8 protein-coding genes, 9 tRNA genes and 4 rRNA genes are annotated in these 14,073 nt (G+C 35.7%); 3 read left to right on the top strand and 18 right to left on the bottom strand.

Going from position 1 to position 14,073, the window contains the following annotated elements:
• Positions 1-21: 21 nt before the first annotated feature.
• Positions 22-1,611, bottom strand: a complete 1,590-nt coding sequence (locus tag B5E58_RS08130) for a M1 family metallopeptidase (protein WP_158097707.1) — start codon at positions 1,609-1,611, stop codon at positions 22-24.
• Between the two features lie 189 nt (positions 1,612-1,800).
• Between B5E58_RS08130 and B5E58_RS08125 the strand changes: the two genes are divergently transcribed.
• Entirely contained in the window at positions 1,801-2,862 is a 1,062-nt protein-coding gene (locus B5E58_RS08125) for an undecaprenyldiphospho-muramoylpentapeptide beta-N-acetylglucosaminyltransferase (RefSeq protein WP_088109189.1), read from the top strand.
• A gap of 37 nt (positions 2,863-2,899) precedes the next feature.
• Here the strand turns inward: B5E58_RS08125 and B5E58_RS08120 are convergent, their stop codons facing one another.
• The 4 genes from B5E58_RS08120 to B5E58_RS08105 form a co-directional block, all read right to left on the bottom strand.
• Positions 2,900-3,631, bottom strand: coding sequence for a hypothetical protein (locus tag B5E58_RS08120; RefSeq protein WP_088109188.1), 732 nt, complete (start codon positions 3,629-3,631; stop codon positions 2,900-2,902).
• 153 nt (positions 3,632-3,784) lie between these two features.
• Positions 3,785-5,620, bottom strand: a complete 1,836-nt coding sequence (asnB, locus tag B5E58_RS08115; protein ID WP_088109187.1) for an asparagine synthase (glutamine-hydrolyzing) — start codon at positions 5,618-5,620, stop codon at positions 3,785-3,787.
• 144 nt (positions 5,621-5,764) lie between these two features.
• Entirely contained in the window at positions 5,765-6,310 is a 546-nt protein-coding gene (locus B5E58_RS08110) for a putative ABC transporter permease (RefSeq protein WP_088109186.1), read from the bottom strand.
• Between the two features lie 145 nt (positions 6,311-6,455).
• On the bottom strand, positions 6,456-7,979 hold the full coding sequence (locus B5E58_RS08105; protein ID WP_088109185.1) for a stalk domain-containing protein: 1,524 nt from the start codon (positions 7,977-7,979) through the stop codon (positions 6,456-6,458).
• 219 nt (positions 7,980-8,198) lie between these two features.
• On the opposite strand from B5E58_RS08105, the gene B5E58_RS08100 reads away from it, so the two are divergent.
• Complete coding sequence (locus tag B5E58_RS08100; protein WP_088109184.1) at positions 8,199-9,215, top strand: alpha-hydroxy-acid oxidizing protein; 1,017 nt, start codon at positions 8,199-8,201, stop codon at positions 9,213-9,215.
• Positions 9,216-9,250: 35 nt separating this feature from the next.
• On the top strand, positions 9,251-9,595 hold the full coding sequence (locus B5E58_RS08095) for a hypothetical protein (RefSeq protein ID WP_088109183.1): 345 nt from the start codon (positions 9,251-9,253) through the stop codon (positions 9,593-9,595).
• Between the two features lie 94 nt (positions 9,596-9,689).
• On the opposite strand, the gene B5E58_RS08090 is transcribed toward B5E58_RS08095, so the two are convergent.
• The 13 genes from B5E58_RS08090 to B5E58_RS08030 all read right to left on the bottom strand — a co-directional run.
• Positions 9,690-9,773, bottom strand: a tRNA-Leu gene (locus B5E58_RS08090).
• A 15-nt stretch (positions 9,774-9,788) separates the two neighbouring features.
• Positions 9,789-9,861 (bottom strand) — tRNA-Val (locus tag B5E58_RS08085).
• 4 nt (positions 9,862-9,865) lie between these two features.
• A tRNA-Asp gene (locus B5E58_RS08080) sits at positions 9,866-9,942 on the bottom strand.
• 33 nt (positions 9,943-9,975) lie between these two features.
• A tRNA-Ile gene (locus tag B5E58_RS08075) sits at positions 9,976-10,052 on the bottom strand.
• Between the two features lie 7 nt (positions 10,053-10,059).
• Positions 10,060-10,132 (bottom strand) — tRNA-Thr (locus B5E58_RS08070).
• 14 nt (positions 10,133-10,146) lie between these two features.
• Positions 10,147-10,218 (bottom strand) — tRNA-Glu (locus B5E58_RS08065).
• Between the two features lie 10 nt (positions 10,219-10,228).
• A tRNA-Asn gene (locus tag B5E58_RS08060) sits at positions 10,229-10,303 on the bottom strand.
• Between the two features lie 7 nt (positions 10,304-10,310).
• A 5S ribosomal RNA gene (gene rrf / locus B5E58_RS08055) occupies positions 10,311-10,428 on the bottom strand.
• Positions 10,429-10,546: 118 nt separating this feature from the next.
• Positions 10,547-13,443 (bottom strand): 23S ribosomal RNA (locus tag B5E58_RS08050).
• Positions 13,444-13,630: 187 nt separating this feature from the next.
• Positions 13,631-13,703 (bottom strand) — tRNA-Ala (locus B5E58_RS08045).
• A gap of 28 nt (positions 13,704-13,731) precedes the next feature.
• A tRNA-Ile gene (locus tag B5E58_RS08040) sits at positions 13,732-13,805 on the bottom strand.
• Positions 13,806-13,809: 4 nt separating this feature from the next.
• A 5S ribosomal RNA gene (rrf, locus tag B5E58_RS08035) occupies positions 13,810-13,927 on the bottom strand.
• Positions 13,928-14,008: 81 nt separating this feature from the next.
• Positions 14,009-14,073: ribosomal RNA gene (locus tag B5E58_RS08030) — 16S ribosomal RNA — on the bottom strand; the annotation flags it as partial.

The raw sequence follows: 14,073 nt of genomic DNA, 5'->3' as shown, positions 1-14,073 counted from the left end.
CGACTAAGTCGGCTTTTTTTATTATTTCGCTGTTTCTTGTGTTTCTGTTTTTTCTGTTGTAGTTTCTTTCTCAAAAGTCAATTTAGGTATCTTTGTTCCATTTACCCATTCATTAAAGAAATCATAAAGACTCTTTCCATAAATTTTCTCTGCTGTTCTGAAAAATTCATTTGATGTTATATTTTTAAATGAATATTCTGTCACATAAGATTTAACAAATTCAGAGAATTTTTCTGCTCCCATTTCTTTATAAAGAGCATACATCATCATTGTAGATTTTCTTTTTTGTATATTGTCAAACTGTAATTTTGTTGTATATTTTATTAATGGATTACTAAGTTCTGTATACTGCAAACCTTCAATATCTTTTTTGAGTAAATTATATTCACTCTCCATAACAGTATCAAGTTCACTTTCAGTATAATTCATCATATACTGTAAAAATCCCTCAAAACACTCTCTAAGCCAAGGTTCTTTTACACAGTCTGTTCCAACAACACAATCAAACCATTGATATCCTAAATTCAAATCAAAGTTTGATATTAAACTTCCCTCTAAAAACCAACTTTCATCTATAAATGATACACCTGAAAATTGCATATCCCCTTTATTATATAAACTTGCCTCAACAATATCAATGTGATTATAAGGATAGCTTCCAACATTTTTAACATAGTATTCCATTATACTATTTGCATAGTTTATAATTTCTTCAGCTTTTGCTTCATCATAAGTATAATAATAAAGATTTATTCTTACACCTGTCTCATCAGTTTTAACACTCTTTGAAACTAAAGAGTCACTTATAGCAAAAGCAAAATCTCTTACAAGTTTAGCTTCTATAACAGTTGTTCTAATACCATCAAGAGCTGTTGAATTTTCTATTCCGGTAGCTACAACATTATACTGTTCAGGTGTTTTAACAACTATATTATAGTTTCCAACATCATTGTAATGACTTTCGCCAATAGGATAATAAACGCTCTTATTCCAGCCATAGTTATCGTAAACAGCCATAACAGGAAGTATATTTCCTGCCCATAAAATATTGTCATTCTTTCCTGTTTCATGGTGCATATTAGGAATTACTACATCAAACTGTAATGTTATTTCTGTCTCAGCATCATTATAAAGAGCCTCTGAAAGCTGTATACATAAAGATGTTCCATTTATACTGTAAGGAACTTCTTTTCCTCCAACAGTAAGTGATGTTATATTAAAATTCATATACTCTTTTCCATTAGGAAAAACAGAAACTTCCTCATTTTCAAGATAAGGTGAATATCCACTGCCTTCAGTGAAAGCATTTGCATATACATTCATATAAAGTTCACTTAATTTTTTACCTGTTGTATTTTTATAAGTTATTTTTTCAATAGCCTTTATTGTAGAAGTTTCAGGAACATACTCAAGAGTTGCATTATATGATGTATAATATTGTTCCTCTTTTTGTGTCTGTTGATTTTGAATATCTTCCTGATTTTCTGTTTCATCTTGGCTCACCTCAATAGGTGGCTGTTCATCTTTTTTTATGTTACAGCCGGAAAAAAGCATTCCAACTGCTAATATTGAAGTTAAAAATTTTTTGTATCTGATAAAAATACCTCCCAACTGAAAACGGTAATATTTTATGTATTATAACACAAAAGTACTGATATTTAAACTAAAAGACAATGACATATCTTTCTACAAATACTTTATAAAAATTATTTTATTTTTTTCATAGAACTAATTTAAAAACTCTGATATTATAATATAAAATATAAAATATTTTATAGGACTATACGGAGTTGATATAATATGAAAAAAATAGTTTTAACAGGCGGTGGAACAGCCGGTCATGTTACACCTAATATAGCACTTTTGCCATCACTCTATGATGAAGGCTTTGAAGTATGCTATGTAGGTACAAAAGATGGCATTGAAAAAAATCTTATAGAAAAAGAAAAAGTTCCTTACTATTCTGTTCCAACAGGAAAATTAAGACGCTATCTCTCAAAAGACAATATCACAGATATGTTTAGAGTTGTAAAAGGAGTTAAAGAAGCCTACTTCCTTTTAAGAAAACTTAAACCTGATATTGTATTTTCAAAAGGTGGCTTTGTGGCTGTACCTGTTGTACTTGGAGCAAAGCTTAATAAAATTCCTGTTGTTGTTCATGAATCTGATATAACACCAGGCTTGGCAAATAAAATTGCAATGCCTTTTGCAAAATGTGTATGCACAACATTTCCAGAAACACTTAAATATATACCTGAAAATAAAGGCATAAACACAGGAACACCTATAAGAAAAGAACTCTTTATGGGTGATGCTAAAAAAGGTCTTGAAATATGTGGTTTTGATGGAAGTCGTCCTGTTATAATGATGATGGGCGGAAGTCTTGGCTCTGTAAAAATAAATACACAGCTTAGAGGTGCTCTCAAAACACTTTTAAAGGACTTTGACCTTGTTCACATATGCGGAAAAAACAATGTTGATAAAACTTTAAATGGAACAAAGGGTTATACTCAATTTGAGTATGTATCATCAGAACTTCCTCACATTATGGCAGCGGCAGATATAATTGTTTCAAGAGCAGGTTCAAACTCAATATCAGAGTTTTTAGCATTAAAGAAACCTAATTTATTAATTCCATTATCTGCAAATGCCAGTAGAGGTGACCAAATATTAAATGCTTCCTCCTTTGAAAAACAAGGTTTCTCAATGGTATTAAAAGAGGAAGACATGACTTATGCTTCTTTAGAAAGAGCCATAAGAAAACTTTATGATACAAAAGATACTTATATTGAAGCCATGTCAAAAAGTAATCTCAATGACGGTGTAAAAGAAGTAATGAAAGTAATAAATAAATATGTCTAATAAAAAGGGTGCAAAGCACCCTTTTTATTTTATGAAATTACTGTTTTTCAATACTTTTTATTGTATATAAATATTTAAGCTCTGTTATACCACTTACATAAGGATTATCAACCATTTCAACATTCCATTTACTATCCAATTCCATATTTTTATCACCCATAGTGTAAAAATCAGCTACAACATTATAGCCATTATCTGTATTTTTAACACTTTCTATTGATGAATATGCAAGACCAACATCTCCTCTTTTAAATATATAGGCATCATAACTTTCATCATATGTCACAAAATTTGAGACTTCTTCAGGTATTTCCATAAGGTCGTCATAATCATAGAAAAGAACTGTTGCATACTCCTGAACTTTCTGTCTTGATATTTTTATTTCATTATCATAAACCTCTGTAAGCTCCTCTCCCTCACCATATCCACTAGCAAAATAAAATATAGCTTTCCAAAAGAAAACAGGATTACGAGGCTCATATTCCATATTATTTTCAATCATACAACGTATAAGAGAGTCAACAGGATTTCTCATAATAGAAAAGTCCTCTGATATGTTTTGTCCTGCTACTGGTGCTCCGTCATCAGTAGTTATCCGTTTTTCCTCATTGTCAGAATTTTCTTCTTTTTTACCATTAGCCTTCTGCCCTTCAAAATTAAATTCTGAAACTGTCTCAACACTATCTTCTGATGTTGATATATTTGAAGAACAGGCTGTGAATGAAAAAAGAATTAAAATAACAAGGAGTAAACTATATATTTTTTTCATATTATTTCTCCTTTTCATATTTAACTTACTATATTTATATAACTAATTATAAACCTTAAAAGGGTTTTAGAACATTAAAAAAACTTAAAAATATTTTAACACAAAAAAAATACGGCACAGTTAAACTGTGCCGTTTAATCTCATTTAATCTCATTAAGCAGCTTTTTTACCAAAATATTCTTTATGCCAAAGTATAAATACAAATATTGTCCAAATTTTTCTGCTGTTATCAGCTTTTCCGGCTTTATGCTCATCAAGAAGTTTTACAATCTCATCAACATTGAAAAATTCTCTTGCAGCAGTGCCTGTGAAAGCTTTTTTAACTTTATTATAGTATTTATCCTCTTTAAGCCATATACGAATTGGAACAGGGAAACCTAATTTCTTTTTCTCTGCAACCATATCAGGTAAATATCTATGAGCAGCCATTCTCATGGCATATTTTGTATTTTCTTTTGTAACTCTGTATTTTACAGGTACAGTTCTTGCAACATTAAATACCTCTTTATCAAGGAAAGGAACTCTAACCTCAAGAGAATGAGCCATACTCATTTTATCAGCCTTTAAGAGAATATCTCCTATAAGCCAGAAATGAATGTCTATATATTGCATCTGCGTAACTTCGTCTTTATCCTTAACTTTATCATAGAAAGGTTTTGTAAGCTGTGTATGAGGATATTTTCCAGTAGGATTTTTGAGAATTTTTTCTCTTTCCTCCTCATTAAACATAAAAGCATTTCCTATAAATCTTTCCTGTAAAGTTTTACTTCCTCTTATGAGATAATTTTTACCTTTAACTTTGAAAGGAATAGCCTTTGCAACCTTTCCAAGACCTTTTCTAACAGGCATAGGAAGTCTTGTTATAGGAGCAAGTGAATGAGGCTCTCTGTATATATTATATCCTCCAAAGAATTCATCAGCACCCTCTCCAGAGAGAGCAACTTTAACGTGTTTTGCTGCTGTCTGACTTACAAAATAGAGAGCAACAGCAGAAGGGTCAGCTAAAGGCTCGTCCATATGGTACTGAACTTTTGATATTGTATCCCAATACTCATCAGTTGTTATAAGTTTGCTGTAATTATCAATTCCAATTTTCTTTGAAAGAGCTTTTGCATAATCTATTTCATTATATTTTTCATAATCAAAGCCTACTGTGAATGTTTTATCACCTTTAAAACAAGCGGCAACATAGCTTGAGTCAACACCACTTGAAAGGAATGAACCAACCTCAACATCACTTATTTTATGTTTTTTGATAGAGTCCTGCATAGCGTTGTCTATCTCATCAACAAGGTCATCAAGATTTTTACTTTCATCAGCTTCAAAAACAGGCTCCCAATAACGTTTTATATCCATTTTACCATCTTTAAATGTAAAACAATGAGAAGGCATAAGTTTGTATATACCTTTAAAGAATGTCTCCTCAAGAACTGAATACTGGAAAGTAAGATAATTTTCAAGAGCAACTTTATTTACAGCTTTTTTATATCCTGGATATTCAAGTATACTTTTTATCTCTGAACCATAAACAAGTTGTCCGTCTATTTCAGCATAATAAAAAGGTTTTATTCCAAAAAAGTCTCTTGCACCAAAAAGAGTTTTGTTTTTGCTGTCCCATATAACAAAAGCAAACATACCTCTAAGGTTATCAAGCATTTTTTCGCCATATTCCTCATAAGAGTGAATAAGAACCTCTGTATCTGAATTATTTTTAAATACATGACCTTTAGCAATAAGGTCTTCTCTAAGTTCTTGATGATTGTATATCTCACCATTAAAAGTTATAACAATATTGTCTGTCTCATTTGACATAGGCTGAGAACCGTGGTCAAGGTCAATGATACTTAAACGACGAAATCCCATAGCAATATCATCACTAATAAATTTTCCTTCACTGTCAGGACCTCTATGAATGATTTTATTCATCATTCCAGTGAGTATTTCTTCACTTTTTACAAGGTTACCTGTAAAACCGCAAAAACCGCACATTTTATATATCCTCCTGTGGCAAAAAGCCTTATAATCTAAAAAATCTAAAAATTTTCAATATAAAAAACTGTATCACATTTCAACTTTAAAATCAACAAAGAGGCTGTATAATTAAAATCCGTTTTTTCAAAATTTTTATACACTTTATATAGCAAAAGAGAATATAAAATCTACAAACATAATAATACTTGTTATTAATGCAATTATTGTTGTCTTTTTAATTCCTATATAATTTACAAATTTTTCAAAAAACGGATATATAAAATAAAGTATAACCATTCCACCTATACCAAAACGCACACTAGGATTTAAAGCAATTCTTCCTTGAAAATTGAAATTAAATCTTGTATAATCCCAAAGCCATTCTCCCTTTGTCCATTCCATAATATAACTAGCAATAAGCTCTATAAATGTTGTTATTGCCATTATACCAACAAAAACAATAGCTGGAGTTATATTTATTTTAGAAACTTTTATTTTCTTTTTCATCAAATTTTTTAGACAAAAAAGCATTGCCAAAGCTCCACAGCCATATACAGGTAAATAAGGACCTTTTAAAACACCTCTGTTTGAAAATCCCCAGCGATAAACAACAACATCAAGAAAAACTTCATAAATCCAACCTAAAATCGAAACTAATAAGAAAAAGAGAAAGTTTTTTGAAAGTGCTAAAGAAATTTTATTTTTCATGTATTCCACCTTTCTGATATAAAAGCCTCTCTATTAAGTATAAACTATAAATCAATATATAACAAAATATACCAAAATATAATAAAACAAAAAGGGATACCAAAAGGTATCCCCTTTTATAAATATCTTAAATATTTTAATAATATTAATAGAATACAGTTATTGTCTCTGAACTTGGACTCCACTCTATATTATCATCAGAAATTCCATAGGCATTAAGTACTCCTCTAAGTGGTATGTATGTGCGATTATCTTTTATAGTTGCAGGACATTCAAGTTTTATTTCGCCCTTTGGTGATGATATTGTTGTTCCTCCTACTTTGAGATAAATATCTCCTTCTGGTGTTTTTATTGTTATTTCTCCTGTTTGGGCATTCCAATTTATATCTGTATCAGAAATTCCCATTGAATTTGAAAATGTTCTAAGAGGTATCATTGTTCTGCCTGACTGGTCAATATAAGGAACTCCGTCTGTATAAACCTGTTTATCATTATAAAAATATCCATTAGCGCCTATTGCATAAACAACAGATTTTTTTGTTTCTCCACTGTATTCAAGCTTTGTAATATAATAAAGTTCTTTTGTATCACCATTATAGTATGCAGCTTGTATTGTATGAGTTTTTCCGTCATTTACAGAATTTTTATCAACGCTAAACTGCCACTGACCATTTTCATCAACTCTTAATCTGTCAATTTCTTTATCATCAATAGTCAATACTAATATTTTACCTTTTGTACCTGTACCACTTATTACAGCCTTGTCATCTTCATATTTTATACTACTATCAAATTTTATTTCACTTGCTGTCAAATTGCTATCGCCAAAAGTTCCAAATTTAAGCTCTCCACTTCCTCCAGCACTGTTTGTAAAATCAGCCTTTATATCTCCATAGGAAGCATTTTTTGTGTCAAGTTTTATATCTGTAAGAGTAATACTACCTGTTCCAGAAGGAGTTCCACTTGTAACTGTTATAACTAAAGATGTTTTATCATCATTTCCAAACTCTACTTTTGTTTTGTTTGAGTATTTTCCTGAATTGTCCATTGTTGGAAGTTCAGCAAAAGCAAAACCACCTTTAAGTTTTATAGTATATTTTGTTCCACTTTTTATATTTGAATTAAAATCGTCCTGAATAACAATTTCATTTATAGAACCGTTTTCTTTCATATTTTCAACAGGTTCATTATATATTTTAATTTCACTTGTTCCAGCAGTTGCAAATTTATACTCACCACTTGAAACAGCTGAACTTTTTGAATTTATACCAACATATGCATCTCCAGAGCCTTCAACAGAAACATAAAGAGGTATTTCTATATCATCATTTACAGCATCAAATTTTGCTACATCAACATTTATAATCATTCTTGTTGATGTAAGTTTTACATACTCAACACCATTTTCTAATTCGCCTTTTTCAGAATATTTATCTGTCCATTCAGCATTATCAAGATAAACTTCAAAACTAAAGTTTTCTTTATGGTCTTCGCTTCCATTTATAATAAGTTTAGGAGCATTACTCTCTGTAAGTTCTGTACCTGATTTAACTCTAACCTGATTTGTAACACGATTTTCAGTATATGCAAAAGCATTAACAGAAAAAGCTCCAAATGTCATTATAGCAGCAGAAACAACAGCCACAAATTTTTTAACATTATATTTCATAAAAAATCCCTCCTTATAATATTTTAATATTCCTTTTAATAAATTAGACTAAAATGTGTACCTATTTGTTCCACATTATTTTATATAAATTATAAAATGTAAAACAAAATTTTTCTATATATATAAATGGTTTTTAATAAATTCTTAATAAATATCAAAATTAAAGTGTTATAATAAATACTAAAGTATTATTGTAATATTTAAAGGGGGATTTCTTTTATGAACTACAACGAAGTATTAGAAAACGCAAAAAAAAATATAGGAGAACTCTGCAAAGCTTGCCCTGTATGTAATGGTGTTGCTTGTAAAAACAAAATACCTGGTCCCGGAGCAAAGGGTGTTGGTGACACAGCTATAAGAAACTATTCAAAATGGCAAGAAATACGTGTAAACATGGATACAATATGTAAAAACAAAACTGTTGATACATCTGTTGAATTATTTGGTAAAAAATTTGAATATCCATTTTTTGCTGGTCCAGTAGGAGCTGTAACACTTCATTATAGTGATAAATACAACGATGTTACATATAATGATGTACTTGTATCAGCTTGTGCAGAAAAAGGCATAGCAGCATTTACAGGAGACGGCACAGACCCAAATGTTATGATTGCAGCAACAAAAGCTATAAAAGAAAATAATGGTATCGGAATACCTACTGTTAAACCATGGAATATAGATACAATAAAAGAAAAATTAACCCTTGTTAAAGAAGCAAATTCTTTTGCTGTTGCTATGGATATTGATGCAGCGGGACTTCCATTTCTCAAAAATATGACACCACCAGCAGGAAGCAAATCTGTATCAGAGCTTTCAGAAATAGTAAAAGAAGCAAAAGTTCCATTTATAGTAAAAGGTGTAATGACAGTTAAAGGAGCATTAAAGGCAAAAGAAGCAGGAGCTTATGCCATAGTAGTTTCAAACCACGGCGGACGAGTTCTTGACCAATGTGCTGCAACAGCTGAGGTTTTAGGAGAAATAGTTGACGCTGTTAACGGTAGTATGAAAGTATTTGTTGATGGTGGAATACGTTCTGGAACAGATATATTTAAAGCCCTTGCTATGGGAGCTGACGGTGTTTTAATATGTAGACCATTCGTAACAGCTGTATATGGCGGTGATAAAGAAGGAGTTAAAACATATATAGATAAATTAGGAGCAGAGCTTAAAGACACAATGGCAATGTGTGGAGCATTCTCAATAAGTGATATAACAAGAGATATGATAAGATATTAAAAATTTAAAAATTAATTATATTAAAGGAGATTTATATGAATACCCATTATAATCTAAAAAACATAATTTTTATTATATTAGGTATAATTATTGGAACAGTATTATTTACACTGGGAAATGAAGATGACTCTCCTGGATTAAGTTTTATAGGAATATTTTTAAGTTTTTTAATTATATTAAGACAAATATTAATACAGAAAAAATATTATATTCCAATAGTATTAATATTTTTAGGTTTTATTTTAACAATATTTCCTCTAGTATTATTTTTAGATAAAGAAATAAGCAATTATTCAATCAATATGTTATTAATAAATATATTGGGAATTTTTTTTATAATACTATCAATCAAGAAAATTATTAAAATAAAATACAAATAATATTTAAAATAGCTGGCATAATTTTGCCAGTTATTTTTTTATTTTTATTAAAAAATAAAAAAAGCATTAAACATAAGTTTAATGCTTTAGAAACTGCCCGAGACCGGAATCGAACCGGTACGGGTTTTACCCCGCAGGATTTTAAGTCCTGTGCGTCTGCCAGTTCCGCCACTCGGGCATATATATATAAAAATGGGAGTTACAGGGCTCGAACCTGTGACCCCCTGCTTGTAAGGCAGGTGCTCTCCCAGCTGAGCTAAACTCCCATAATGGCGACTCAGAAGGGGCTCGAACCCTCGACCTCCGGCGTGACAGGCCGGCGCTCTAACCAACTGAGCTACTGAGCCATATTAAGTTTAAAAAAATTAATTTAATAAAAATGGTGGGTCTTCGGGGACTCGAACCCAGGACCGTCCGGTTATGAGCCGGATGCTCTAACCAACTGAGCTAAAGACCCACATTAAAGCCGATGAACGGACTCGAACCGTTAACCTGCTGATTACAAGTCAGCTGCTCTGCCAATTGAGCCACATCGGCATATTAAATTAAAATGACCCAACCGGGAATCGAACCCGGGTTACAGCCGTGAAAGGGCCGTGTCTTAACCGCTTGACCATTGGGCCTTATTAAAATTGGCTCCCCGAGTAGGATTCGAACCTACGACCTATCGGTTAACAGCCGAGTGCTCTACCGCTGAGCTATCGAGGATTATTAATCCCGGCGACCACTTACTTTCCCAGGCGGCTTCCCACCAAGTATCATCAGCCGTTCAGGTCTTAACCGTCGTGTTCGGAATGGGAACGGGTGTGTCCCCTGAACGCATCATCACCGGAAATCTTCTTTTTTCTTAAGGGCTATACCCTCAAAACTGAATATTGCTTCTTTTCAGTCACTCAATCATTTTATCATCAAATTCTTTTCTTGTCAATACCTTTTTATTGACTTTTTTTATTGGTCAAGCCCTCGACCTATTAGTATTCGTCAGCTAAACACATTACTGTGCTTACACCTCGAACCTATCTACCTTGTAGTCTTCAAGGGGTCTTACTTCCGAAGAATGGGATATCTAGTCTTGAGGGCGGCTTCACGCTTAGATGCCTTCAGCGTTTATCCGTTCCATACATAGCTACCCAGCTGTGCAATCGGTTTGCAACTGGTCCACCAGAGGTATGTCCATCCCGGTCCTCTCGTACTAAGGACAGCTCCTCTCAAATATCCTGCGCCCACAACGGATAGGGACCGAACTGTCTCACGACGTTCTGAACCCAGCTCGCGTACCGCTTTAATGGGCGAACAGCCCAACCCTTGGGACCTACTTCAGCCCCAGGATGCGATGAGCCGACATCGAGGTGCCAAACCTCCCCGTCGATGTGAACTCTTGGGGGAGATAAGCCTGTTATCCCCAGGGTAGCTTTTATCCGTTGAGCGATGGCATTCCCACTTATTACCACCGGATCACTAAGTCCTACTTTCGTACCTGCTCCAACCGTCGCTGTCGCAGTCAAGCCACCTTTTGCCTTTACACTCTTTGAATGGTTTCCAATCATTCTGAGGTGACCTTAGAGCGCCTCCGCTACCTTTTAGGAGGCGACCGCCCCAGTCAAACTGCCCGCCTGACATTGTCCCTCATCTGGATAACAGATGCAGGTTAGAAATCCAATGATATAAGAGAGGTATCCCACCGGCGACTCCTCCGAAACTGGCGTTCCGGGCTCTCAGTCTCCCTCCTATCCTGTACATACATCATCGAATCCCAGTATCAGGCTGCAGTAAAGCTCCATGGGGTCTTTCCGTCCTGTTGCGGGTAACCAGTATCTTCACTGGTTCTTCAATTTCACCGGGCGTGTTGTCGAGACAGTGCTCAAATCGTTACACCTTTCGTGCGGGTCAGAACTTACCTGACAAGGAATTTCGCTACCTTAGGACCGTTATAGTTACGGCCGCCGTTTACTGGGGCTTGAATTCAAAGCTTCGCTTGCGCTAACCTCTCCTTTTAACCTTCCAGCACCGGGCAGGTGTCAGCCCCTATACTTCACCTTACGGTTTCGCAGAGACCTGTGTTTTTGCTAAACAGTCGCTTGAGCCTCTTTTCTGCGACCACATTGCTGTGGCTCCCCTTATCCCTAAGTTACGGGGTCATTTTGCCGAGTTCCTTAACAACACTTCTCCCGTCGGCCTGTGGATTTTCTCCTCATCTACCTGTGTCGGTTTACGGTACGGGTACGAATAACACAATAGCGGCTTTTCTCGACAGTGTGGATTCGGCAACTTCCCTACTATTATTCGGTCCTCATCGCACTTCAGCATTACGGTGACGGATTTGCCTATCACCTAGACCTTTGTACTTGACCGGGCTTTTCCTTTTCCCGGTTTGCCTATCCTCCTGTGTCCCCACAGTTCTGATTATTCGCAGTACTGGAATCTCTACCAGTTGTCCATCGACTACGACTCTCGTCCTCGCCTTAGGTCCCGACTTACCCTGGGAAGATTAGCTTTACCCAGGAAACCTTAGATATTCGGCCTAGAAGTTTCTTACTTCTATCTCGCTACTCATTCCGGCATTCTCTCTCCTGTTTCGTCCACCATTGCTCTCGCTATGGCTTCGTCCTTACAGGATGCTCCTCTACCACTCAACGCTTGGCGTGAGTCCGTAGCTTCGGTATCGTGTTTTAGCCCCGATAATTTTCGGCGCAGGTTTTCTCGACTAGTGAGCTATTACGCACTCTTTAAATGTATGGCTGCTTCTAAGCCAACATCCTAGTTGTCTTCGAAATCCCACATCCTTTTCCACTTAACACGTATTTAGGGACCTTAGCTGTCGGTCTGGGCTCTTTCCCTTTTGACCACGAAACTTATCTCACGTAGTCTGACTCCCGAGGGTATCTTGACGGCATTCTTAGTTTGATATGAGTTGGTAACCTTGTGGGGCCCCGCGTCAGTTCAGTGCTTTACCTCCGTTAGACTCCTCTCGAGGCTAGCCCTAAAGCTATTTCGAGGAGAACCAGCTATCTCCGAGTTCGATTGGAATTTCTCCGCTATCCACACCTCATCACCACCTTTTTCAACAGATGTGTGTTCGGTCCTCCAAAACCTTTTACGGTTCCTTCAACCTGGACATGGATAGGTCACCCGGTTTCGGGTCTACTAATACTAACTCTGCGCCCTATTCAGACTTGGTTTCCCTTCGGCTCCGTACCTTCTCAGTACTTAACCTCGCTAGTAGTAGTAACTCGCCGGACCGTTCTACAAAAAGTACGCCATCACACTTGCGTGCTTTGACTGTTTGTAAGCACAGGGTTTCAGGTTCTTTTTCACTCCCCTCCCGGGGTTCTTTTCACCTTTCCTTCACAGTACTGCTTCACTATCGGTCACTAGGGAGTATTTAGGCTTGGGGGGTGGTCCCCCCGGCTTCCCACAGGGTTTCTCGTGTCCCGTGGTACTCTGGATACTGTCAGCTGACTTTCGATTTCGTCTACTGGACTTTCACCGTCTACGGTTTGCTTTCCCAAAACAATTCGACTATCAATTGTCAATACCTTATACAGTCCGCAACCCCGCAGAACCAGGTTCCGCGGTTTGGCCTATTTCCATTTCGCTCGCCGCTACTTTGGAAATCGAGTTTTCTTTCTTCTCCTGCCGCTACTTAGATGTTTCAGTTCACGGCGTGTTCCCTCGTTAAGCTATGTATTCACTTAACGATACTTGAGGTTTTCTCAAGCAGGTTCCCCCATTCGGATATCTACGGGTCACTGGTTATGTGCACCTCACCGTAGCTTTTCGCAGCTTATCACGTCCTTCTTCGGCTCCTAGTGCCAAGGCATTCGCCCTGTGCTCTTTATTGCTTGACCATTTTGTCTATGCTTGAATGTAGTAGCGATACTACATATTTGTTGTAAGAATTATCTAATTAAATAAATCTTTACTGCATGTTAAATCTTTTAGAATTTGTTTTTTCTCGATTTAATTGACTCTTTTTTTACAATATTCAGTTTTCAAGGTACAGTGCACTAAATAACTCTGTTATTCAATGCTGAGTGGAGATTACGAGATTCGAACTCGTGACCCCCTGCTTGCAAGGCAGGTGCTCTCCCAACTGAGCTAAACCCCCATAGTATAATATAATATTTTCTTAAAAGTGGGCTCAAGTGGACTCGAACCACCGACCTCACGCTTATCAGGCGTGCGCTCTAACCGGCTGAGCTATGAGCCCATAATCCCGGCGACCACTTACTTTCCCAGGCGGCTTCCCACCAAGTATCATCAGCCGTTTAGGTCTTAACCGTCGTGTTCGGAATGGGAACGGGTGTGTCCCCTAAACGCATCATCACCGAAAATATTTATAAACCTATTAAATTTAATTAATTGGTCCTTCAAAACTAAACAGTTAAATTCACTTCAACCAAATCTCCATAGAAAGGAGGTGATCCAGCCGCACCTTCCGATACGGCTACCTTGTTACGACTTCACCCCAGTCACTG

The organism is Tyzzerella sp. An114 (genome assembly GCF_002161055.1).
In the GTDB taxonomy this organism is placed as follows: domain Bacteria; phylum Bacillota; class Clostridia; order Lachnospirales; family Anaerotignaceae; genus Fimicola; species Fimicola cottocaccae.
Note: the sequence above shows the minus strand (reverse complement) of the source record. Positions and strands in the feature narration are given on the sequence as shown.